Source organism: Agromyces sp. NPDC058136 (assembly GCF_042884375.1).
Classification (GTDB): Bacteria; Actinomycetota; Actinomycetes; order Actinomycetales; family Microbacteriaceae; genus Agromyces.
Genome location: NZ_JBHVUA010000003.1, coordinates 210,553 through 233,922, shown reverse-complemented (window position 1 = coordinate 233,922; position 23,370 = coordinate 210,553). Strand labels below are relative to the sequence as shown.

19 protein-coding genes are annotated in these 23,370 nt (G+C 71.0%); 3 read left to right on the top strand and 16 right to left on the bottom strand.

Features of this window, described 5'->3' with window-relative positions; translation table 11 throughout:
- Nucleotides 1-59 precede the first annotated feature (59 nt).
- From ACFVTX_RS10555 to ACFVTX_RS10525, 7 genes are all read right to left on the bottom strand, one after another.
- Nucleotides 60-800 carry a DsbA family protein gene (locus ACFVTX_RS10555; RefSeq protein ID WP_386899795.1) on the bottom strand — a complete coding sequence of 247 codons (741 nt, stop codon included), beginning with the start codon at nucleotides 798-800 and terminating at the stop codon, nucleotides 60-62.
- Nucleotides 801-885: 85 nt separating this feature from the next.
- On the bottom strand, nucleotides 886-1,566 hold the full coding sequence (locus ACFVTX_RS10550; RefSeq protein WP_386899793.1) for a M23 family metallopeptidase: 681 nt from the start codon (nucleotides 1,564-1,566) through the stop codon (nucleotides 886-888).
- A gap of 154 nt (nucleotides 1,567-1,720) precedes the next feature.
- Entirely contained in the window at nucleotides 1,721-2,320 is a 600-nt protein-coding gene (locus ACFVTX_RS10545) for a DUF305 domain-containing protein (RefSeq protein ID WP_386899791.1), read from the bottom strand.
- Between the two features lie 86 nt (nucleotides 2,321-2,406).
- On the bottom strand, nucleotides 2,407-2,907 hold the full coding sequence (locus ACFVTX_RS10540; RefSeq protein ID WP_386899789.1) for a hypothetical protein: 501 nt from the start codon (nucleotides 2,905-2,907) through the stop codon (nucleotides 2,407-2,409).
- 116 nt (nucleotides 2,908-3,023) lie between these two features.
- Nucleotides 3,024-3,866 carry a class II glutamine amidotransferase gene (locus tag ACFVTX_RS10535; RefSeq protein ID WP_386899787.1) on the bottom strand — a complete coding sequence of 281 codons (843 nt, stop codon included), beginning with the start codon at nucleotides 3,864-3,866 and terminating at the stop codon, nucleotides 3,024-3,026.
- An 83-nt stretch (nucleotides 3,867-3,949) separates the two neighbouring features.
- Complete coding sequence (locus tag ACFVTX_RS10530; RefSeq protein ID WP_386899786.1) at nucleotides 3,950-5,278, bottom strand: serine hydrolase domain-containing protein; 1,329 nt, start codon at nucleotides 5,276-5,278, stop codon at nucleotides 3,950-3,952.
- 183 nt (nucleotides 5,279-5,461) lie between these two features.
- Nucleotides 5,462-6,769: an ATP-dependent RecD-like DNA helicase gene (locus tag ACFVTX_RS10525; protein ID WP_386900389.1), complete on the bottom strand. Its 1,308-nt coding sequence runs from the start codon at nucleotides 6,767-6,769 to the stop codon at nucleotides 5,462-5,464.
- Between the two features lie 191 nt (nucleotides 6,770-6,960).
- Between ACFVTX_RS10525 and ACFVTX_RS10520 the strand changes: the two genes are divergently transcribed.
- Nucleotides 6,961-8,007, top strand: coding sequence for a hypothetical protein (locus ACFVTX_RS10520; RefSeq protein ID WP_386899784.1), 1,047 nt, complete (start codon nucleotides 6,961-6,963; stop codon nucleotides 8,005-8,007).
- A 195-nt stretch (nucleotides 8,008-8,202) separates the two neighbouring features.
- On the opposite strand, the gene ACFVTX_RS10515 is transcribed toward ACFVTX_RS10520, so the two are convergent.
- The 6 genes from ACFVTX_RS10515 to rpmB all read right to left on the bottom strand — a co-directional run bounded on the left by ACFVTX_RS10515 (nucleotide 8,203) and on the right by rpmB (nucleotide 14,233).
- Entirely contained in the window at nucleotides 8,203-10,212 is a 2,010-nt protein-coding gene (locus tag ACFVTX_RS10515) for a cytochrome c oxidase assembly protein (RefSeq protein ID WP_386899782.1), read from the bottom strand.
- Between the two features lie 105 nt (nucleotides 10,213-10,317).
- A complete protein-coding gene (locus tag ACFVTX_RS10510; RefSeq protein WP_386899780.1) occupies nucleotides 10,318-10,605 on the bottom strand; it encodes an HU family DNA-binding protein in 288 nt (95 codons plus the stop codon).
- A gap of 238 nt (nucleotides 10,606-10,843) precedes the next feature.
- Entirely contained in the window at nucleotides 10,844-13,366 is a 2,523-nt protein-coding gene (locus ACFVTX_RS10505) for a collagen binding domain-containing protein (RefSeq protein WP_386899778.1), read from the bottom strand.
- 154 nt (nucleotides 13,367-13,520) lie between these two features.
- On the bottom strand, nucleotides 13,521-13,826 hold the full coding sequence (gene rpsN / locus ACFVTX_RS10500; protein ID WP_022889040.1) for a 30S ribosomal protein S14: 306 nt from the start codon (nucleotides 13,824-13,826) through the stop codon (nucleotides 13,521-13,523).
- 3 nt (nucleotides 13,827-13,829) lie between these two features.
- Nucleotides 13,830-13,997 (bottom strand): 50S ribosomal protein L33, encoded by a 168-nt coding sequence (gene rpmG, locus ACFVTX_RS10495; protein ID WP_157423719.1) that lies wholly within the window; start codon nucleotides 13,995-13,997, stop codon nucleotides 13,830-13,832.
- Nucleotides 13,997-14,233, bottom strand: coding sequence for a 50S ribosomal protein L28 (gene rpmB / locus ACFVTX_RS10490; protein ID WP_157423720.1), 237 nt, complete (start codon nucleotides 14,231-14,233; stop codon nucleotides 13,997-13,999). Before rpmB ends, rpmG begins: the two co-directional genes overlap by 1 nt.
- A gap of 304 nt (nucleotides 14,234-14,537) precedes the next feature.
- On the opposite strand from rpmB, the gene ACFVTX_RS10485 reads away from it, so the two are divergent.
- Nucleotides 14,538-16,256 carry a hypothetical protein gene (locus ACFVTX_RS10485; protein WP_386899775.1) on the top strand — a complete coding sequence of 573 codons (1,719 nt, stop codon included), beginning with the start codon at nucleotides 14,538-14,540 and terminating at the stop codon, nucleotides 16,254-16,256.
- Between the two features lie 27 nt (nucleotides 16,257-16,283).
- On the opposite strand, the gene ACFVTX_RS10480 is transcribed toward ACFVTX_RS10485, so the two are convergent.
- The 3 genes from ACFVTX_RS10480 to ACFVTX_RS10470 all read right to left on the bottom strand — a co-directional run bounded on the left by ACFVTX_RS10480 (nucleotide 16,284) and on the right by ACFVTX_RS10470 (nucleotide 20,255).
- The gene (locus ACFVTX_RS10480; RefSeq protein ID WP_386899774.1) at nucleotides 16,284-16,976 is read right to left on the bottom strand and encodes a hypothetical protein; all 693 of its coding nucleotides are present in this window, start codon (nucleotides 16,974-16,976) and stop codon (nucleotides 16,284-16,286) included.
- 342 nt (nucleotides 16,977-17,318) lie between these two features.
- Nucleotides 17,319-18,866, bottom strand: coding sequence for an amino acid permease (locus ACFVTX_RS10475; protein WP_386899772.1), 1,548 nt, complete (start codon nucleotides 18,864-18,866; stop codon nucleotides 17,319-17,321).
- A 12-nt stretch (nucleotides 18,867-18,878) separates the two neighbouring features.
- Nucleotides 18,879-20,255 (bottom strand): glutamate decarboxylase, encoded by a 1,377-nt coding sequence (locus tag ACFVTX_RS10470; protein WP_386899770.1) that lies wholly within the window; start codon nucleotides 20,253-20,255, stop codon nucleotides 18,879-18,881.
- Between the two features lie 229 nt (nucleotides 20,256-20,484).
- On the opposite strand from ACFVTX_RS10470, the gene ACFVTX_RS10465 reads away from it, so the two are divergent.
- Nucleotides 20,485-23,349 carry a hypothetical protein gene (locus ACFVTX_RS10465; protein WP_386899768.1) on the top strand — a complete coding sequence of 955 codons (2,865 nt, stop codon included), beginning with the start codon at nucleotides 20,485-20,487 and terminating at the stop codon, nucleotides 23,347-23,349.
- Nucleotides 23,350-23,370 lie beyond the last annotated feature (21 nt).

Genomic DNA, 23,370 nt, shown 5'->3' with positions numbered 1-23,370 from the left:
TGAATACAAGCATCCAAGCACAAACTCGCGCCCACGGAGCGCACGTGTTCGACCCCTGCTCAGTCGCCCGCCGCACTCAGCGCCGCCTCGATGCCGGCCTGCAGGTCGTCGTACGCCTCGAGCCGCAGCATCTCGTCGTTCACGAAGAAGGTCGGCGTCGACTGCACGCCGAGTGCGATCCCGTCGGTGAGGTCGGACTCGACCCGCGCGAGCGTCGCCGGGTCGGCCACCGCGGCGTCATAGGCCGCGAGGTCGAGCCCGAGCTCGGCCGCGAACTCGCGGAACAACGGCGCCCGCGACTCGCGCTGCTCGCCCCACTGGGCCTGCGTTTCGAAGAGCTTCGCGTACATCGCCTCGAACGCGCCCTGCTGAGCGGCCGCCTCGACCGCGACGGCAGCGTGCCGCGAGTTGAAGTGCCCGTCGAGCGGGAAGTACCTGGTCACGAAGGTCACCTCGCCCGCGTACTCCTCTCGCAGCTGTTCGACGAGCGGGTAGAAGGCCCCGCACGCCTCGCACTCGAAATCGAGGAACTCGACGACGGTCACCCCGCTCGTGCCCGGCTCGCCGAGCACGTGGCTGTCGGCGCGGACCGTCGGGGCCGCGGCATCCGACGAGGACGACGAGGACGACGACGCCCTGCCGTCGGCGGGCGGCGCGGTCTGCGGCCTGAGCAGGGCGAACGCGATCGCGACGACGGCGATGAACGCGGCCACGAGAGCGATGTTCACCCACATGATCTTCTTGCGGCGGGATGCCTCGGCGGCGGCGCCGTTCGGGCGCTTCGGCTGGGACGTGGTCATCGGGTGGTTCCTCCGGTTCGGGTGGGGTAAGGGTTTCGGTGGGTGGAGTGGGTGGAGCAGGATGCGGCGCGAGGCCGGTCGGCGCTCACGGCGCGACCCGCTCGGAGAGCCAGTCGTAGGGGTCGACGGGCCTCGTGCCGCCCTCGAGGATCTCGAGGTGCAGGTGCGGGCCGGTCGACTGCCCGGTGTTGCCGACGAGCCCGACCTGGTCGCCGACGGCGACCTCGTCGCCGACCGCGAACTCGAGCGAGCCCTCGGCCATGTGCGCGTAGACACTCGACACGAGTTCGCCGCCGACCGTGTGGTCGATCACGGCGTAGACGCCGAGCCCGCCGTTGTCGACGGCCGAGGCCTCGCGCACCACGCCGGCCGCGATCGCCTGGATCGGCGAACGGTCGCCCGGGTTCATGTCGAGGCCCTTGTGGTACGTGGAGCATCCCGCGCACGGCGCGACGCGCGGTCCGAAGTCGCTCGAGATCGGCACGCCGACCCGGAACGGCCACTGGATCGGTCCCGAGTAGTTGACGAACGTCGAGGCGGTCTGCGCGTACCAGCCCGTCGTGCGGGCCCGGCCCGTCGTGTAGCTCTCGTCGGTGAGCGGCGGCGCCACCACGTCGGTGCCGGCGCTCGCGTGCTGGGCGGAGCCGGCGAGCACTTCGGCGCCCGCGGGCGTGGCTGCGGCGAACGGCGCCGCCGAGTTCGCCCGCGGATCGACGGCGAGCGCGGGCAGGCTGACGCTGACGGCGAGCGCCGCGGATGCGGCCACCGCGAGCGCGCCGCTCCCGCGCCGGCGGCGACCGGCCGCGGCAGCACGCGGAGCCAGGGTCCGGACCGCATGGGTCGATCGCCGCGCCCCGTGCCGGCGCCGCGCCGCCTCGGATTCCCGGGCGGCGCGACGCGACTGGGGCTGCGGCGTGCGGCTATCCACGCGAGGTCGCGCCGAGCAGTGCCTGCATCAGCGCGATCTCGTCGGACTGGGTGGCGACGATGCGTTCGGCCATCGCGATCGCGTCGGGGTACTCCCCCTCGGCGATCTCGACCTCGGCCATCGCGACGGCGCCCTCGTGGTGCACGATCATCTGCTCGAGGTAGAGGCGTTCGGCGTCGGCTCCGGTGGCGGACTCGAGGGCGGCGAGGTCGTCATCGCTCATCATGCCGTCGCCGTGGTCCATGCCGCCCATGTCGACCTCCTCCTGCCCCCACTCGGCGAGCCAGTCGCGCAACTGGTCGATCTCGGGCTGCTGGGCGGCCATGACGCCCTCGGCGAGCTCGCGCACCGCGACGCTCAGCTCGGGCTCGTCGAGCAGCAGTTCGCTCATCTCGACGGCCTGCTCGTGGTGCGGGATCATCATCGTCGCGAAGGTGACGTCGGCGCCGTTCGCGGCCGTCGTCGCCGGGTCGCTCGCCGAGGGCTCTGCGCCGTGGTCCATGCCGGACATGGCGGTGTCGGCGCAGCCCGCGAGGGCGAGGGCGGTGGCCGCCGCGGCGGCCGTGATCAGGATGGTTCGTGCGGTTCGCATCGGGGTTCTTCCATTCGTCGGGGTCGTTCAGTGACTGCCGACGGGCATGGCGAAGCCACGCCCGCCGGGCGGGCGCTGGGTTCGGCCTAGGTGCGACTGATGGAGAGAACGGTGAGATCGGGTCGCTGCAGGTGCAGCGGGATGCCACGTGCGAACGCCGCGACGAGCGCGCGGACCCGGTCGAGCAGGCGTCGGAACACGGCCGGCCCGCCCGCGAGCAGCACGAACGCGACGATGAGGAGCAGCATCACGCAGCCGATGACCATGAGGGCGCAGTCGACGAGCCCGCTCATGCACTGCTCGTCGCACGCGGCCGCGATGCTCTCGACGACCGGCAAGGCCGCGAACGTCTCCACGAGGGAGACCGACGCCGATGCGGCGTGCTCGCCATGCGCCGGCGCCGCGTTCGAGGTGCCCGGCGCCGCGACCGCGACGACCGGCATGCCGCTGTGCTCGGCCCCCGCCCCTGCGGTGTGCATCGCGAGCAGGCCGACGAGGACCGCGGCCACGCCGAGGAGCGCGACGAGCACCCGGCGTGCCGCACCGAAGCGCGTGCGGTCGACGCCACGGCTCGCATCCGACGCCATGACACCTCCCGGAAACCGCCGCGGACGAATACCCCCCGAGCGTACTCCACCGGCCACGCCGGGGGGCTGGGAATCCGCCGGGCGCGAGCGCGTGGCATCCGGCCCGCGACGGCGCGCTATTCGACGGTCGCGAGGAACGGCTCGTGCCGGTACTCGCCGCCCTCGAGGATCGCGACGGTGGATTCGGGCACCTCGACGAACACGCCGGGCAGGTCGGTGAGCGGCTCCGAGACGATGACGCGCGCGCTCAGGCCGAAGCCGCGCAGCCGTTCCTCATCGGGGTACATCTGCTGCAGCGACGCCATCGCGACCGAGTGGAAGAGCGTGCGCGTGCGCCCCTGCGAGGAGTAGCGGAACGCCCAAACCGTCGCCCCGTCGGAGACCGCGACGGTGCCCTGCATCGGGAACTCGACGCCGTGCGCGTGCCCGATCTCCTCGACCTTGCGGATCGCGGCGGCCATCGCCGTGACCGGGTCCTCCCGGAGTCCGAGGGTGAGTGCGAGGTAGAACAGCACCTCGGAGTCGGTGGTGCCGCGGATGAGCGGGAAGAACTCGGGAGCCACGGCGAGCGCGAGGTCGCGCCGGACGAGGGCCATGCCGGCGAGGCTGCCGTTGTGCATGAACAGCCAGTTGTCGTGTCGGAAGGGATGGCAGTTCGTCTGCTGGATGGGCGGACCCGCTGCAGCGCGCACGTGGGCGAAGAAGAGCGGGCTCTCGATCGCGTGCGTGATCTCGCTGAGGTTCTCGTCGTGCCAGGCGGGTTCGATGCTGTGGAACATCGCGGGGATGCTTCCGGCCGTGGCATCCAGTGGATACCAGCCGACGCCGAAGCCGTCGCCGTTGACGGTCTCGGCGCCGAGCGGCGAGTTCAGCGATTGGGCGACGAGCGAGTTCTGCGTGTCGAGGATGAGTTTCGAGAGCTGGATCGGCTCCCCGGCGTAGGCAAGCCAACGGCACATGATGATTCCCCCTCAGGAGGTTACGGATGCCTCGTGGTCGAGGTTACGCCGATTCAGGCAATCCCGCCCCGGCCGGCGCCGCCTCAGCCTTCGGCCGGTGCCGCGCCTTCTTCGGCGACCGGTTCCTCGGCGGCGGGCGCCGTGGGGCAGAGGGCGAGCGCCTGCATCTTCGCGATGGCCTGTTCGAGCGACCACGGCAGTTCGACGAGCGGCTGGTCGCGACCGTCGACGGCGCTCGCCTTCGACCCGATCGAGGCGAGGGCGAATGCCGTCTCGCGCACGAACCCGGCTCCCGACGTCGAGTTGTTGAGCGCGACGACCACGGTGAGTCCGGTCTTCGGATCGGTGAACGCGGCGGTCAACGAGCCGGCCGACTCGCCCGCGGTCCCCCGCAACGGCCCGAACTGCGAGCCGCCGAGCCCGAAGCCCTCCCAGACGGGCGCGTCGCCGCCGATGTGCTCGGTCGTCCAGAGTTCGCGTGCGCTGTGCTCGCCGACGAGGGCGCCGGTGGCGAAGGCCTCGCTCAGCTTGCGAGCGTCGTCGAGGTCGGACTCGGCGCCGGCCGCTGCGGCGCCCATCGAACTCGACTGCGCCGAGTCGTCGTGGATCACCGCGCAGTCCGCGCCGCCGCCGGGGGCGATACCGGCGGCGTAGGCGCCGAGCGCGCCCGTGTGATCGGTGTCGGCGGGGTCGGGCAGCACGGTGCGGTCGAGGCCGAGCGGTTCGAGCACGTACTGCTCGGCGAGTTCGTTCCAGTCTTTGCCGGTCGCCTCCTCGAGGGCGCGGGCGAGCAGCAGGATGCCGGTGCGCGAGTACGACCACGCCTCCCCCGGCGCTCCGGTGCGCTGGATCGCGAGGCCGCCCGCGAGCAGTTCGTTCGGCGACCAGACCCGCTTCGGGTTCGTGACGAAATGCTGCTCGAGGCCCGGGTAGTAGTCGGCGAGGCCCGAGGTGTGCCGGCACAGCTGCTCGAGGGTGATGCCCTCGATGCTCGGGATGCGGTCGACGTACTCGGTCACGGGGTCGTCGAGCGAGACGGTGCCCGCATCGACGAGACGGAGGAGGATCAGGCAGGTGATCTCGGAGGTGACGGTCGACAGGTGGAAGCCCGTCTCGACGGTCACGGGTCGCGAATTCTCGCGGAAGTCGACATCACCGGATGCTCCGGTCCACCCGCCGGCCCACGGCGCCCACACCCCGGCGATGCCGCCGCTCGAGCCGCTGAGCGCGATCGCCTGCTCGAGCACCTGATCGAGCTGCGCGGAGACGTCCTCCTGGTACGACGCGTCGACCGGTTCGAACCGGCTCGCCGGATCGACCGAGCCGCCGGTGCACCCCGCGAGCGCGAGCACGGTGATGATCGCCGCGAGAGCCGAAGCCGCTCGCCGCCTGCCCCCAGAACGGTCAGCCACCGTGCCCCCTCAGCCGTGTGTCCGTAGTGATTGTAACCCGCAGCGAGGGGCGTAACCGGCTCTGCCGGCGGCGACGCGCGAGCGTCACACCCCGTCGAAGGGTTATGTCCGGCACAGACCGAAAGGTTCCAGAACCCCGCACGGCGCTCAGCGCCCGGGCGTGGCGCAGCACCCGCTCGGCGCTCAGCGCCCGGGAGTGCCGATCTCGCGGGCCGCTCCGGCCATGAACCGCTCGACGTTTCGGTCGACGATGATGTCGCTCGGCCGAAGCGGCCGTTGCAGGTACAACCCCTCGAGCGAGGTCAGCCGGCTGAGCGCGACATAGCTCTGCCCCGGGCTGAACACCCGCGGCCCGAGGTCGATGATCGCCGTGTCGTAGCTCGCGCCCTGCGACTTGTGGATCGTCACCGCCCACGCCAGCCGCAGCGGGAACTGCGTGAACTCGGCGATGATCTCCTTCTCGAGCTTCTTGCGCGTCGGGTCCCACTTGTACCGGTACTTCTCCCAGGTGACCGGCTCGATCTCGTGCTCCTCGCCGTCGATCTCGACGCGCACCTCGCGCTTCAGCGAGGTGATGGTGCCGATCGTGCCGTTCACCCAGCGCTGCCCCTCGGGGCCGATCGCCGTGTCGTTGCGGAGGAACATGACCTGCGCCCCGACCTTCAGCTCGAGCCGCTCGTCGGCCGGGAACGCCCGGCCCCCGAAGTCGCCGTTCACCTCGGCCTCGTTCGCCTTCGAGGTGCCGGGCAGCCGCTTCAGCGCCGTCGCGTTGATGCGGTTCACCGTGCTGTTCGTCGTCGCGAGGGTGATCGCGCCCTGCTCGGGCAGCGGGCGGCGGGCGCCGATCGCGTTCAGCACGCCCGCCATCTCGGCCGTCACCCGCCCGTGCCGCACCGCGTTCAACAACTGCTTGAACTCGTCGTCGTGCTGCCGGTGGATCTCGCCGAGCTCGAAGATCTTGAGGTCGGCCTCGCGCCACACCTTCGCATCGAAGAACCACATCGAGTCGTACGTGTCGGCGAAGTAGGCGCGCTCGTCGGCATCGCCCGGCACGGGCGCGAGCTGGTACGGGTCGCCGAACAGCACCACCTGCGCGCCGCCGAACGGCTCGAGCGGGCGCTGCCTCGCCTGCCGCAGCGAACGGTCCATCGCGTCCATCAGGTCGGCGTTCACCATCGACACCTCGTCGACGACGAGCGTGTCCATCGCATTGAGGATCTTGCGGACCGTGTCGTTCTGATCGATGTCGTGGTCGGCGATGACCCCGATCGGCAACCGGAACAACGAGTGGATCGTCTGCCCGCCCACGTTGAGCGCCGCGACCCCCGTCGGCGCGCAGATCACGATCTGCTTCTTCGTGTTCCAGTTCAGGTGGTTCAGCAGCGTCGACTTGCCCGTGCCCGCGCGCCCGGTGACGAACACGTGCTCACGGGTCTCCTCGATCGCCTGGAACACCGCGGACTGTTCGCGGGAGAGGGTCACGTTCTGCACGGCGGTCTTTCGGTGGGCGGATGTCACGGGGCCGGCGTCGCACCGGCGGGGTGCCGCGCGGCGGCGCTCCCACTGTAACCGCGCAGCGGGGTGCACGGCGGCCGAGAGCGCCGCTCCGTGGCATCCGAGCGGTTGCGAACACCTGTGGAGATGCGGAGCGTCACGCGACCCGCGAAACATAGACTGTGCGGGTGGGGAACGCGGGTGAGGTGCAGGGGCGGGTCTCGCCGCTCGCCGTCGCCGGGTGGGCCGGGCTCGCCGTGCTGCTCGTCTCGGCATTCCTCGCCGCCCTGGGCGGCCTCAACCAGACCATCTACGGCGCGTCGAGCTTCGTGCAGGGCTACCTGCAGGCCATCGCCGACGACGACATCGGAACGGCGTCGACCACGCCGGGCGTCGCGCTCGACGACGCCGAGCTCGAAGAGCTCGGGCTGCCCGCCGACATCTCCACCGCCATGCTGCGCTCGGGCGTCGTGAGCGCAGCCCCCGAAGACATCACCATCGTGAGCGACATCACGAACCCCGACGGCGGCCACTCGGTGACGGCGAGCTACCGCCTCGGCACCGAGATCGCCCAGTCGACGTTCGAGGTGCGCCCCATCGAACCGCTGTACGGGGTGCTCTCGCGGTGGGAGTTCGCCGACAGCCCGCTCGCCGTCGTCGAGGTGACCGCCGCGCACAACCCGCTCTTCACCGTCGGCACGCTCACCCTCGACACGCGTGCGACGAAGACCGGCGACGAGCTCGCCGCGTTCACGCAGGTCGCCCCCTACCTCGCGATCGCCCCCGCCGTCTACGAGTTCGAGTACGACTCGGTGCTCCTCGCCGCCCCGCACGTGACCGTGCCGGCGAGCGCCGGCGAGCAGGTCGCCGTCACCGTCGACGCCCAGCCGACCGCCGCATTCGTCGAACGCGTGCAGACCAAGGTCGACGAGTACCTCGCCGCGTGCGCGGCACAGCCCGTGCTGCAGCCGGCCGACTGCCCCTTCGGCATCGAGATCGACGACCGGGTGACGAGCGAGCCCGTGTGGACCATCGTGACCTCGCCCGTCGTGACGCTGACGGCGGGCGAGACCGCGTTCGACATGCCGCCCACCGAGGGCGTCGCGCACATCTCGGTCGAGGTGCAGGACCTGTTCGACGGGCACTACTACACGCTCGAAGAAGACCGCCGCTTCACGCTGGCGCTCGCAGCCTCGATCCGCCCCGACGGGTCGATCGCGATCCAGCTCAAGTAGCCCGAACCGCCCGGTGGTTGAGGAGCGCCGACGCGCAGCGGCGACGCGCAGCGGCGACGCGTCTCGAAACCCGTCGCCTGGTTTCGAGACGCGTGCTCCTCCGTCGCGCGCTCCTCAACCACCGGAGTGCCCTCGCGGGTTGAGGAGCGCCGGCGCGCAGCGCCGACGCGTCTCGAAACCCCCGCTACCGGCCCCTCAGCCTGCGGTGTCGTTGTCGCGGGCCGCGATCGCAGCGAGCCGGGCGTTGTACTCCTCGAGCTCCGCGTCGCCCGTGCGGTCGGCATGACGGTCGCGACGCTTCGACTCCTTCTCGTCGCTGCGCGACCACTGGAACGCGACCGTGATCGCGAGCGCCACCGTCGGGATCTCGCCGATCGACCAGGCGATGCCGCCGCCGAGCTGCTGATCGACGAGCGCGTCGGTGCCCCAGCCCATCGCGCCGTACCAGTCCGCGAGCAGCAGCCCCGTGCCGGTCATGATCGCGAGGCCGAAGAAGGCGTGGAACGCCATCGTGCCGAGCAGGAGCAGCAGCCGGAACGGGTACGGCAGCCGGTACGGCACCGGGTCGATGCCGATGAGCGACTGCACGAAGAGATACCCCGTGATGAGGAAGTGCACGATCATCCACTCGTGGCCGATGTGGTCGAACATCGTCCAGCGGAAGAGCGGCGAGTAGTAGAACACCCAGAGCGATCCGGCGAAGAGCACCGCGGCGACGATCGGGTTCGCGATGATCCCGGCGAACTTCGAGTGCACCGCGAGCATGATCCATTCGCGGCCGCCGCGCGAGCCGTCCTTGCGGGGCTTGATCGCCCGGGCCGCGAGCGTGACCGGCGCACCCGGCACGAGCAGCACCGGGACGGCCATGGTCAGCACCATGTGCGCGAGCATGTGCGCCGAGAACAGGTACTGCTCGTAGACGTTCACGCCGCCGTTCGTGACGTAGGCGAGCAGCAGCAGGCCCGAGACCCAGAGCACGGTGCGGTAGATCGGCCACTTGTCACCGCGCTTGCGGAGGCGCCAGGCACCCGCGAGGTAGAAGAAGATGCCGAAGCCGCACGCGAGCAGCCAGATGAGGTCGGGGTTCCACTCGGTGAAGTAGCGGTACGTCTCGGGCCACGGCGGCAGCGGCACGCCCGTCAGGATCTCGGCGGGCGTGCGGGCGAGCTCTCCGGCCTCTTCGGCGACGGGGGTCGCGGTGCGCGCGAGCGCCGCAGCGACACCCGAGGCGAGGCCCATGAACGCGAGTTCGGCGACGACGAGCCACCAGAAGTACTTCGCCGGTCGAGGAGCGCCCGACGAAGTCGGACGCGTCTCGAGACCAGCACCCCGCGTCATCCGCCCGATGAGGAACCGACGCTGCGCCGCACCGAACAGCCCGAGGGCGATGAGCGCCGCGACCTTCACCACGACGAGCCCGCCGTACGGCGTCGCCAGCTGGTCCCAGGTGCCGATGCGCAGCGCCGCGCTCGCGTACCCCGAGACCGCGACGACGATGAAGCAGATGAGGGCGACCGTCGAGTAACGCGCGAGCACGACCGGCAGGCGCTTCGCCCCGAGCTCGCCCTTGAGCAGCACGATCGTGAGCAGGCCGCCGAGCCAGGCCGCCGCGAACACGAGGTGCAGGCCGAGGCTCGTCACTGCGGCCGCGTGCCCCGCAGCGCCCGCCGCGTGCCCCTGCTGCGCCATCGGCACGAGCGACGCGACCGCGAGCACCGTCACGAACACGAGCGCGGTGTGGTTGCGCACCGCGAAGCAGAGCACGGTCACCGCGGCGGCGGCGAGGGTCGTGATGAGCCACGACTGACCGAGTTCGATGGTCGTGACGAACTGCCCCAGCTTCTGGCCGAAGGCGTCGCTGAGGTCGAACGGCACCGCCGTGACGAGCAGGAAGGTGAACAGCCCCGTCGCGGCGCTCGCGACCGTCATCACCGCGGCCGATGCCGCGGCGACGTCGAGCGCGAGCCCGAACTCGCGGCGCTTCGGGCTCAACGCCCACACGGCGAGCACGAGCGCGCCGATCATGCCGGCGGCGCCGAGGTTCACGAAGAGCTTCGACACCGGGACGCCGTAGCGCGCGATCGGCCCCGGGTCCTGAATCAGCTGTTCGGCGGCGCCCCCGCCGTACGCGAGTGCGGCGAAGGTCGCCAGAAGGGCGACGGCGGTGAGCACGGCAGGGCCGAGCACTCGGACGGAGCGGGGCACCGAACCAGCCTAGACGGCCCTGGCTGGATGCCTCACGGGTGCACCCGCGGCAAACGACGGAGGGGCGCACGGCTCACGCCGTACGCCCCTCCGGGAAGACCCTGCTTACTTGGCAGCAGCCTTGAGCTTCGAACCGGCCGAGACCTTGACCGAGTAGCCGGCCGGGATCTCGATGGTCGCGCCCGTCTGCGGGTTGCGGCCGGTGCGCGCAGCGCGGTGCGTGCGCTCGACGGCGAGCCAGCCCGGGATGGAGACCTTGGTGCCCGAACCCACGGACTCGGCGAGCGCGTCGAACAGACCGCCGAGCACGGCGTCGACGGTGGCCTGGCTCTGGCCGGTCGACGCAGCGATCTTCGCGACGAGCTCGGTCTTGTTCAGCGACTTGTCAGCCATTGAATGTCCTCCTCGGACGTTCGCTGTATGTACAGCACTTTGTTGAAGATTCGGGAACGAGCTTGCGCCGCCCCCGTGGCCGTTGAGGCCGCCTCGAATGTAACAGAATTCCCCGGAAATCCGCGGATTTCCGGGGATTTCGAGCACCTTCGCCCGGCGTGTCGCACATGAGGACCGAGCGGATGCCCACCACGGGGCATCCGCTCGGCTCATTTCGAGGGGCCGTCGGCCCCGTCGATCACCCCTCGAGCGCGTCCCAGCGCTTGAGGAAGGTGGCGAGTTCCTCGCGCGTCGACACCGCAGCCGGCCGGTACGCGCCGGTCACGGTCGTGAGGCCCTCGGAGGCCACCCACTCGATCGACCGGAAGTACGTCGACCCCACCGGCACGTCGCGGAACGTGGCCGTCTTCGGCGCCGTGAACGACGGCGACGACGCCCGGAACAGGAACGCGGCGAGCTGGTCGCGCTTGAGCGCGTCACCAGGACCGAACTTCGTGCTCGCAGCCGTGCCGCCGACGCTCACGAGGTACTCGATCGCCGTGTACGCCGGGTGATCGGCGGGCACGTCGGTGAACGTGGGCGTCGCGGGCAGCGCGAACTCGGGCGAACCCGCGAGGCGGTACAGCGCGGTGGCCATGACGGCCCGCGTCGCCGGCGCCGTCGGGTCGAAGCGGACGATGCCGTCCTCGCCGCGGACCCCGTCGATGACGCCCTCGGCGCCCGCCCAGCGCACGTTGTTCGCGTGGCCGCCCGTGGTCACGTCGACGAAGCGGGCGAGCGTCGCCCCCGTCGCCGCCGAGGTCGCGGTGAGCGGCGCTGCGCCCGGGCGGGTCCCGGTGACGGCGACCGAGATCGCGGCGCCCGCGAACTCGTCGCCGGGGACGAACTCGGTGCCGGCGGCACCCTCGACCGGCGTGCCGTCGGCGAGCCACTGGACCGCGAGCTCGGCGCCCTGGCCCCAGTCGCCCGCGACCGCGGTGAGCGTCTGCCCGACCTGCGCGACCCCGTCGATCGTGGGCGTCGGGGCGGGCTCGGGCTCGGGAGCCGTGCGGGTCATGACCGCATTGATGCCGTCGAAGGAGCCGCCGTTCGGCGCGGAGAGCACCGTCGCCGTCGCCTGCGTGGCCGCGTTCTCCCAGTACTGGGTGACGTACGGCTCCGCCGAGCCGCTGCGGTCGGCGAACTCGACGATGTAGTCGCCCGGAGGCATGGCAGCGACCCGGTACGACATGTCGTCGCCCGCGCCGCTGAGGTTCTCGGGCGTCGCCCACACGCCGGGGGCACGCTCGTACAGCACTCGCGCGCCGACACCCGTCGCGGGTCCGCCGTGCTCGTCGATCACGGTGCCCGCGATCCGCACGCCCAGTGCGACCTCGACGTCGACGCCCGAGATCGTGGACCCCGCCGTCACGTCGGTCGTCGACGCCTCGTCGGAGAAGTAGACGCCACCGAGATAGGTCTTCGCCCAGATCGCGTTGCGCGAGCCGTGCGACAGCACCGTGTACTCACCGGCCGGGAGGCCCGCCACCTCGTACGCACCGGCGTCGTCGGCCTGCTCGGCGACGACGTGCTCCCACGCGCCCGTCGTGTCCTTGCGGAGCACCTCGAAGTAGGCGCCGGCCGACGGCGCACTGCCGTCGGCGGTGCGCTCGGTCAGCGCTCCGGTGAGCGTACCGCCGGCGACGAGTTCTGCGTCGACCGAACCGACCCGCTCACCCGCGGTGAGGTCGAGGCGGGTCGCAGAGGCCTTGTCGCTCGCGCCCTCCCAGTACTGGCGCGCCCACTGACCGTCGAAGTCCGAGAACTCGACGAGGTACTCGCCCTGCTCGAGGCCGCCGAGGCGGTAGCCGCCGTCGGCCGCCGTCACCGCCTTCACGGGCTCGACCCAGTGGTCGGCCTCGCCGACGAAGGTCGCGGTGACCTGGACGCCCGCAGCGGGTGCCCCGTCGCCCGAGACGGTGCCCTCGACGACGGCGCCGGGGTTGAGTTCGAAGTCGGCTGCGAACGACTCGCCCGCGACGAGCGAGACCCGCGCCGCGGCATCCGCGCTGTAGGCGTTCTGCCAGTACTCGTCGAGGAGTTCGGAGTCGCTGCCCCAGCCGGTGCCCGCCTTGAAGACGTACTCGCCCGTCGGCAGGCCGGTGATCGAGTAGCTGCCGTCGTCGGCCACCGAGGCGCCGCCCCGGGTGCCGGTGAGGTCGTCGGAGTCGAAGGCGTACACGTAGCCGCCCGCGACGGGCTGCCCCGCGTCGTCGAGCACGCGCCCCGTCACGCTCGCGCCGATCTCGAGCGTCGGTGCGATGCTCGTGGCCTGGCCCGCGGTCACCGTGATGTCGGTCGCGGTCTCGTACGAGTCGGCGCCGTCCCAGTACTCGTGGATGTACTGCGCGGTCTGGTACTGCGGAGCGATCCCGGCCCGGTAGGTGCCCGGCGCGAGGCCCTCGATCGAGAAGGACCCGTCGGCCCCGGTGCTCCCCTCCTTGCCCTCGCCCCAGAGCAGGTTCCAGCAGTCGCGCTGCATCAGCGGGTCGAATTCGGGGTCGCAGAAGAAGAGCTGCACGCGCACGCCCTCGAGCGCGGCGCCTGCCTCGCCCGTCACGACGCCCGTGATCGAGCCGGTGGTCTCGGGCTCCGCTGCCGATGCGGCGGGCGCCGTGATCCCGGCGACGCCGACGAGCCCGACGAGCACCGCCGAGGCACCGAGCGTGCCGACGAGTCGTCGCCGGCGGCGAGCCGGCGGTGTTCCTGTGGTGAAGTGCATGGTGATCCTTCCGTGGACATCGCGAACACCTGCACGCTACGAAGCCACCACCACCACCCGCCATGGGGAGGACTCCCCCACCCGCCCCGGGTATGCGAAAGGGGCGCCCCGGATCTCTCCGGAGCGCCCCTCTCGTGAAGCGTGAAGCTACTGCTTACCAGCTCGACTTGGTGATGCCGGGCAGCTCGCCACGGTGCGCCATGTCGCGGAAGCGGACACGCGAGACACCGAACTTGGTGAGGACGCCACGGGGGCGGCCGTCGATGGCGTCACGCGAACGCACGCGGATGGGCGACGCGTTGCGGGGCAGCTTCTGCAGGCCCACGCGAGCGGCCTCGCGGCTCTCGTCGGTGCCGTTCGGGTCGACGAGCGCCTTCTTCAGCTCGAGACGCTTCTCGGCGTAGCGGTCGACGATCACCTTGCGCTGCTCGTTGCGAGCGATCTTGCTCTTCTTCGCCATGATTTAGCGCTCCTCTCGGAAGTCGACGTGCTTGCGGATCACCGGGTCGTACTTCTTGAGCACGAGACGGTCGGGGTTGTTGCGACGGTTCTTGCGGGTCACGTAGGTGAACCCGGTGCCTGCCGTCGAACGGAGCTTGATGATGGGACGGACGTCCTGCTGCTTCGCCATTAGAACTTCACCCCACGAGCCTGCATGTCACGAACAACCGCCTCGATGCCGCGAGCATCGATGACCTTGATGCCCTTGGCGGACACGTTGATCGTGATGTTGCGACGGAGCGACGGAACGAAGTACGTCTTCTTCTGCACGTTCGGGTCGAAGCGGCGCTTCGTCCGGCGGTGCGAGTGCGAGATGTTGTGTCCGAAGCCGGGAACGGCTCCGGTCACCTGGCACACTGCTGCCATTGGTTTCCTCCAATACCGAGGGGCGGATGCCCCTCCCAAGGTCTCTTGTCTGCTGACGCTCCCCACGCCGAAACCCGCGATTTCTCGCGGAAGTCGAAAGGGATTGTCGCGGTCTGGGCAGTGGATGTACCCAGCCAACGAGCCAGCTTACCAGACCGGCCGGTCGCGGCCGAAATCCGGCAGTCGGATGCCCCTGCGCCGGCGTCACCCCCTGATGAGGGATTCCGGCTGCGCCGTCGCGGTGGAAGACTCCGATCGAGGCCGCCCGACTGCTCGGGGCGCCTCACCAGAGAACGGTAGCCCGATGATGCGCTCGAAGTTCCTCGCCGCCGGCACGGCTGCGGCGGTCCTGATCCTCTGCGGCGTCGGCACGGCGACCGCATTCGCGGCCACGTGGACCCCGACCACCTTTCCCGAACTCGAGACCGCGCTCGAGACGTGCGCCGACGGCGACACCATCGCGCTCGGCGCCGATATCACGGCGCCGCTTCCGCCGGCGGACTGGGAGATCGTCGTCGTCTGCGACGTCACACTCGACCTCAACGGCCACACCCTGACCGGCGAGGGCGTGGTCATCGCTCCCGACACGATCCTCACGATCGCGGCGACGGGCGGCGGATCACTCGTGTCGAACGGTCGCGCCGCGCGAGCGGGCATCATGGTCCCGACGGGCGCCGGCGTCGTCATCGACGGCGGCGAGATCCAGGCTCGCGGGGACGGCGACGTCTTCCCCTCGATCGCCGCAGCCGGAATCGGCGGCGGAGCCCTGCTCGACGACCAGGGTGATCTCGTCGAGACCGGTGTCGGCACCGTCACGATCAACGGCGGCTCGGTCACCGCCATCGGCGGCGCGGTCCTCGCCACCGGCGGCGGTGCGGCCGGGATCGGTGCGGCATCGGGGTCGACCTCCTCGGGCGGGCAGGTCATCGTCAACGGCGGCAGCGTCACCGCCATCGGCGGCACATTCCTCGGCGAAGACCCATGGGGGCCCGGCATCGGCGGCATCGCGGGGTTCGAGGTCGAGGTCACCGGAGGGACCGTCCTCGCCACCGGCGGCACGGGCAGCGCAGGGATCGGGGGGACTGACGGCGCGCCCGGCGCACAGGTCTCCGTCACAGGAGGCACGGTCACTGCGACGGGCGGCTCGACCGCGATCGGCGCCGGCTCTGGCAGTTCGGACTTCGGTTCGCTCGTGATCGGGGCGGCGGGGACCCTGCGCGTCCCCTCCGGTCCGTTCGTGATCCCCGACTCCGACCCTGATGGCCTGCCCGAGGTGTCGATCGCGGCGGGCGGGCGCCTGCTCGGCACCGAGGCCGACCCCACGGCGGGCGCCGACCTCACGGGGGCCGGGCAGATCCTGAACGACGGCGTCGTCGCGCTCGACGAGTCGCACGTCGGCGTCGAGGTGCAGCACAACGACTTCCTGGTCTCGTTCGACGCCCAGACCGGCGCCCCTGCGACATCCGTTCGCCTCTATGCACCCGACTTCTCGAGCGGATATCGCGTGCTGCCGACGCCGCCGGCGGGAGAGTGGTGGAACACTGCGGCCGACGGCTCGGCCACGTGGTTCGACGCGACGACGCCGGTGACGACGGACACGACCGCGTACGCCGTCACCGACGCCACGCTCACCCTCGTCGCACCGGACGACACCGTCGCCCAGGGCGGCTCTCTCACATTCATTGTCACCGGCGAGAATCACCTCGGCGAGCCGGTCGACACCAGTGCGGCCGTGCTCACGAGTTCTGTCGCGAGCGACGTCGTCGACGGGCTCACGGTCAGATTCCCGCACGCGAGCCCGCACGTCATCACGGCGACGCTCGGGCAGGCCACGGCGAGCGTCACCGTCGACGTGCAGCCGGGCCCCACGCCGACCCCCACGCCCACACCGACGCCCATGCCGCCGACCGAGCTCTCGGAGACCGGCGCCGACCCGACCGGCGCGCTGACGGTCGCCGCCCTCGCGGGCCTCGTCGGGATCGGGCTGCTCGTCGCGACAGCCCGGCGACGACGGCGCTCCTGAGTCTCCGGAGAGGCATCCCGTGCCGGATCAGGAGGTGGCGGCCGACTCGTGCTCCTCGCGAAGCACCGTGCGCCGAGACAGCACCGCCGCGACGAAGAAGCAGAGCGCGCCGATGACGGTGCCGAGGTTCGTCCAGAAGAGGCTCACGAGGTCGCCCGTCGTGGGGACGACGTATGCGGCGACCGCCGAGACGCCGAAGGCGATCGACCCGAGCATGTTGAGGCCGGTGCCGTGCCAGGTACGCGCGTCGCGGTCCCACAAGCGGCCCCGGTCCCTCGTCGCGACGACCGCGAGTCCGCTCGAGACGAGGAAGGCGATCGACCCGAGCGCGTCGGGCCGCCAACCGACGCCGACCGCGTCGGGATGCTGCACCGCCGCGACGAGCGCCTGCCCGGTGCTCACGTTGAAGAAGAGCGTGCCGACGAACTGGATCGCCGCAGCGAACCAGTCGGCGCGATCGGCGGCGTTCATGCCCCTGCGCGGCGGGCGCCGCCCGCTGAGGCTCAGCTGGATGAACCCCGCGGTCGTGAACAGCAGCGAACCGATGAAGAAGGTGACCGCGACACCGACGTCGCCCGCCCACGCGCCGTAGGCGGGCAGCGGGCCGACGAAGAAGCAGATCGATCCGAGCCCGAAGCCCCATGCTTCGCGGCGCAGGCGACGATCGCCCGAGGGTGTCGGGCGGGCGGGCCGTTCCGGCGAGGGCGCGTCGCTTGCCATTCCCTCATCTTGGCCCATCCCCCTCACCGGGGCGATCGTCGACCTACTTCCCATCGTCCGGAGCGCCGCCCGCCGGCGATGCCGTCTCCACGACGAGGCCGAGGTCGCGCATCTCGCGCGCGGACCTTCCGGCGAGCTTGCGGCCCAGCCCGGCCGGCCGTCACTGTGCTGGTAGACGCCTGTGGGCCCCTTCGCGAGGGGCTCCTCCCAGCCGAGGTAGAGCGCGAGCACGCGCGCGGTGAACCCGATGACGAACGGCATGACGGCCCTCTGTGCATGTTCCGGTCGGTGGGTGGCGAACGGCCCACGGGGATGCTCCCGTGGGCCGTTCGACGGGCACGCTCAGCCGCTCGTCGGGGCGTCGCCCGGCGGTGCGGACGGCGCGGGCGCGGTCGAGGCGGCCGGTGTCGCCTCGTCCTCCTCGTGGGTGCCGCGGCTCGCCTTCTCCGCATCGGACCGGAGGTCCCAGCTGGGCCTGCGGAACGCGTAGAAGAGCAGCGGCGGCAGGCCGAGGAGCAGGATGACGCCGAGCACCACGAGCGCGTACATGCCGGCTGACATCGAGTCGAAACCGTCCGGCGGGATGAACGCGAGGCAGAACGCGGCGAGGCATCCGACGAAGCCGACGCCCGCGATGAAGCCCATCGCCGGCACCCGGTAGGTGCGCTTGACGTTCGGCTCCTTGCGGCGCAGCCGGATCGCGGCGGCGAACATCATCATGTACATGACGAGGTAGAGCGCCGCGGCCATGTCGACGAGCGCGATGAAGGCCGAGTTCACGTTCGGGATGAAGATGAACATCGCCGCGAGCAGGGTGACGATCGTGCCCTGCAGCATCAGGATGCCCGACTGCACGCCCTCCTTGTTGCGCTTCTGCAGTCCCCGGGGCAGCAGGCCCGACTCGGCGGCCGCGAGCAGGCCCTTCGACGGACCGGCGATCCACGTGAGCACCGAGGCGAGCGCGCCCGCCGCGATGAGCGCCGAGATGATCGGCGTCGCCCACGACATGCCGAACGTGTCGAAGTACTGCTGGAAGGCGAGCATGATGCCATTCGTGAGCCCGAGGTCCTTGTTCGGCACGGCGATCGCGATCGCGATCGTCGGCAGGATGAAGACCGCGAGGATCAGCACCGACGCGAGCAGGATCGACCGCGGATAGCCCTTGCCCGGGTCCTTCATCTGGTTGACGTGCACCGCGTTCACCTCCATGCCCGCGTACGCGAGGATGTTGGAGACGATCAGCACGATCGACGCGATGCCCGTGAACGGCGGGATCATGTTCGCTGCGCCGAGCGGCACTTCGCTCTTCTCACCGGTGCCCAGCCAGATGAAGCCGAACACGATGAGCAGCGCCGCCGGGAACAGCGTGCCGAGGATGCCGCCCCACGACCCGAGCTTCGCGAACAGGTTGCCGCCGCGCAGGGCGATGAGCGTCGATCCCCAGTACAGCAGCAGGATGATGATCGCCGTGTAGAGACCCGAGTTCGCGAGCGACGGATCCATGAACACGAACGCGATGGCCGCCGCGATGAAGGCGATCTGCGTCGGGTACCAGACGACATTCTGGATCCACTGCAGCCAGACCGCGGTGAAGCCCCACCGGTTGCCGAAGGCCTCGCGCACCCAGACGTACACGCCGCCCTTCCACCCCGTCGCGAGCTCGGCCGCGACGAGCGCGGTCGGGATCAGGAAGAAGATCGCCGGGATGATGTAGAGCGTCACACTGCCGAGCCCGTAGACCGCCATCGCCGGCAGCGAGCGCAGGCTCGCGACGACGACGACGGTGAGCAGGGCGAGCTGGCCGGCACCGAGGTACGCCGTGTGCGCCGTCTTGGGCGCGAGCGGATGGTTCTTTCCGAGCCTGGGCGACTCGGTCGCCTGCTTGGTCATCTCACCCGCCTACTAGTGGTGGAAGCCGGGTCGCTGCCCCTCGACGGGCATCGGCGACTCGAGCGCGTCGAGATACGCGGTCTCGGTCTCGATGTCGCGGAGCAGCTCGGCGGCGAGGTCCATGCTGAGCCCGTTGCGCACGACGATGCGCTGCACCGTGCGGTCGCTGAGGTCGTCGGGCAGCGGGTAGGCCGGCACCAGCCAGCCCTTCTGCCGGAGGCGGTCCTGCAGGTGGTAGAGGTTCCAGTTGTCGGTGTGGCCGGCCTTCAACCGCCACGCGAACACCGGGATGTCACTGCCGTCGCTGATGAGCTCGAACGCGCCGATCTTGGCGATCCCCTTCGAGAGGTACAGCGCCACGTCCTGCGAGGCCTGCTGCACCGCCGTGTAGCCCGTGACGCCGAGACGGAGGAAGAGGAAGTACTGCAGCAGCACCTGCGCCCCGGGTCGCGAGAAGTTGAGCGCGAGCGTCGGCATCTCGCCGCCGAGGTAGCTGACCCGGAAGATGAGGTCGTCGGGCAGCACATCGGCGGTGCGCCAGACGACCCAGCCGAGACCCGGATAGACGAGGCCGTACTTGTGCCCCGAGGTGTTGATCGAGTGCACCCGGGGCAGCCGGAAGTCCCACTCGAGGTCGTGCTGCAGGAACGGGGCGATCATCGCCCCCGAGGCTCCGTCGACGTGGATCGGCACGTCGAGCCCGGTCTTGGCCTGCAGCGCGTCGAGCGCCTCGGAGATCTCCTTGACCGGCTCGTACGCGCCCGTGTAGGTGACGCCCATGATCACCACGACGCCGATCGTGTTCTCGTCGATGTACGGTTCGAGCTGCGAACCGTCGAGCATCGGATGCTCGTCGCTCACCGGTACGTAGCGCGGCTCGATGTCGAAGTAGTTGCAGAACTTCTCCCAGCAGACCTGGACGGCGCTCGACATCACCATGTTGGGTTTCGAGGCGTCCTTGCCTGCGGCGCGGCGCGCCTGCTGCCACCGGCGCTTCATCGCGAGGCCGCCGAGCATGGCCGCCTCCGACGAGCCGATCGTCGAGGTGCCGATCGTGGTCTCGGGGTCGGGCGAGTTCCAGAGGGCGGCCAGCATGCGCCAGCACTTCTCCTCGATCGCCGCGGTCTGCGGGTACTCGTCCTTGTCGATCATGTTCTTGTCGAAGGCCTCGGTGTAGAGCGCCTTGGCCTCGTCGTCCATCCATGTGGTGACGAAGGTCGCGAGGTTCAGGCGGGCGTTGCCGTCGAGCATGACCTCGTCGCGGATGATCTGGTAGGCGGTCTGGGGCAGCGACTCCCCCGGCGGAATGCGGTGGCGGTCGACGATCGTCGCCTCACCGGGTCGTGCGAACCTCGGCGTGTACTCGTTGTCGGCTTGCGATTCGGTCATCATTTCCCCCGATGCCTGACGGTGCGCGACCGCGCGAATGCGCCAGCCGCGAATGCGGCGCGCGGAGCAGATGCTCCCCACGTGCATCCGCTACCGACCCTATTGGGGGCGGCATCCGCTGTCTACGGCGGCATCGCAGACCCCCCTGATGAGGGATTTCCACCGCACCCGGGCGGTGGAAGACTCCGATCGGGTGGGCGAAGTCGCCCGCTCGTGAGGGGTCGACCCCATGCAGCGCTCCATTTCCGTCATCGTCGGCGCCGTCCTCGGCGTGGTCGCCTCCGCCGTCGTGGTCGCCCCCGCGGCGTTCGCGGCAGCAGTGCCCGTCACCGACATGGATGAACTGTTCGCCGCCGTCAACGGCTGCGCCGACGGCACCGTCGTGCAGATCGACGCCGACATCGACGGCAACGGGTCGAGCAGCGTCGCCGTGAGCTGCGACCTCGTGCTCGACCTGCACGGCCACCTGCTGCAGACTGCGTGGCTGGTGGGAGGCGCATCGACGTTGACCATCGACGACTCGGCGGGCGGCGGAGAGCTGCGGGCCGAGTCGAGTTCGGTCTACGAACCCGGGATCTACGTGGACCCGACCGCCGGGCTCGTGATCGACGGCGGCACCGTGGCGGCGAACGGCGACGCCGCGGGCATCGGCGCGGGCAGCGTCGGCCCGGGAAGCCCCGGCGCGGCGCACGGAGCCGTGACGATCAACGGCGGCGACGTCACCGCCGAAGGCGGCGGGCTCTGCGCGGGCATCGGCGCGTGCGATGTGAACTCCGTCTCGGGACCGATCATGATCACGGGCGGCACGGTCACCGCGATCGGCGGCAGTGGCGCTGCCGCGATCGGCGGAGGGCAGACGCCGTCGGTCACGATCACGGGCGGCGAGGTCGACGCGACCGCGGCGGTCGGCGCAGCGTCACCGGAGGTCGGGATCGGCGGCGGGCACTTCGGCGACGGAGGCGCGGTCGTGATCACGGGCGGAGTCGTCACAGCGGCCGGCCAGTTCACCGCGATCGGCGGCGGCGCGGCCGGCGAGAAGTACGGCGACGAGACCGGCACCGGCCGATTCGGCTCGCTCACGATCGGCGGCACCGCGACGGTGCACCTCCCGAGCGGCCGGCTCCTGATCCCCGACTCGGATCCGAGCGCGGCCGAGGTCGTGATCGAGGACGGCGGCCGCCTCCTCGGCACCGAGGCCGACCCGACCGCCGGTGCGAAGATCGAGGGAGACGTCGAGCTCGCCGGAGTCGGGCAGATCGACAACCACGGCGTCATCGGCCTCGCCGGCGAACTCGTGCTGGTGCCGGTGGCCGACCGCGATTTCGACGTCGCCTTCGACCCGCAGAACGGTGCACCCGCGTCATCCGTCAGAGTGTTCGCCGCGAGCCTCGCCGAGGGATTCCGCACTCTGCCTACGCCACCCGCTGGCAGCGTCTGGAACACCCTGCCCGACGGCACGGGCGACGCGTTCAACGCCGACTCCCCCATCGAGGCCGATCTCACCGTCTACGCCGTCGACGCCGCCTACCGCGAGCTCTCCGAGCTCCTCGAGAACTGCACCGACGGCGACACCGTGACGCTGACCGCCGATGCCGCGGGTGCCGCGGTCGTGATCGGCTGCATCCTCACCCTCGACCTCGCCGGGCACCTGTTCCAGCCCGCCAGCGTCGACGTGCGCGCCCACCTCACCATCGACGACACGGTCGGCGGCGGCCGGCTCCTCGCCACCCTCCCCGGCGCCTTCGGCGGCGCCGGGATCCACGTGCCGCCGGGGGCCGCGCTCACTGTGCGCGCCGGCGAGGTCACGGCACAGGGCGATGGCGGCGCCGCCATCGGCGGCGGCGGTGAGATCGGCGAGTCGGCGGGCGCGATCACGATCACCGGCGGCACGGTGACCGCCACGGCCACGTATGGAGGCGCCGGCATCGGCGGCGGGCAGGGGTTCTCGGGCGGCGGCGACGGAGGGGTGCTGAGCATCGAGGGGGGCACGGTCACGGCGACGAGCGACTTCGGCGGCGCAGGCATCGGCGGCGGGTCCGCCTGGTCGAGCGGCGGCGGCGGCGTTCCGGCCGGCGACGGCGGCACGACCATGATCACCGGCGGCACCGTCACGGCGACGGGCGTCGGAGCGGGCATCGGCGGCGGGTCCGGCTCGGGGGCACCCGGAGGCGTGGGCGGCGCCGGCGGGGCCACTTCGATCCTCGGAGGCGAGGTGACGGCCATCGGTGCGAACAGTTCGGCGATCGGCGGCGGCGACGCAGCGGCCGCATTCGGATCGCTCACCCTGGCGGGGACGCTTCGGATGCCCACGGGTGCACTCATCGTGCCCGACTCGAATCCCGCAGGCAGCGAGGTCGTGATCGAGGCGGGCGGACTGCTCGCGGGGCCCGGCGGCGCACCGACCCAGGGTGCGACCGTCACCGGTGACGGGCAGATCGACAACCACGGTGTCATCGCGCTCGATGGCGCGCTCGTGGCCACGACGGTGACCGTGCACGACCACGACTACGCCGTCGACTTCGACGGGCGAGATGTGGCCCCCGACGCATCCGTTCGGCTGTTCGCCCCCGACTTCGCGAGCGGCTACCGGACCGTCCCGCCGCTCGACGCGCCCGATGCCTGGAACACCGCGGCCGACGGCAGCGGGGCCTGGTTCGACGCGACGACGCCGGTCACGGCGGACACGACCCTCTACGCCGCGACCGACGCGGTGCTCACCCTCGTCGCGTCGGCCGACACCGTCGCCCAGGGCGGATCGCTCAGCTTCACGGTCGCCGGCGAGGACCGCCACGGCGCACCGGTCGACACACGCGCGGTCGTGCTGACGAGCTCCGTGACGAGCGACGTCGTCGACGGCCTGACCGTGACGTTCCCGCACGCCAGCCCTCATCTGATCACCGCGACCCTCGGCACCGCGAGCGCCACCGTCGAGATCGAGGTCGACGCAGCGGCCCCGCCGAAGCCGACGCCGTCCGCGAGCGGTGAGCTCTCAACGACCGGGGCGGTGGTCCTGGCGCCGGCCGCGACGGCGCTCCTCGCCCTCGCCGCCGGCCTCGGGTTGCTGGCGATCGCGCGGCGCGGACGACGCGCCTGACTCCCCCCGAGCCGGCTCCGC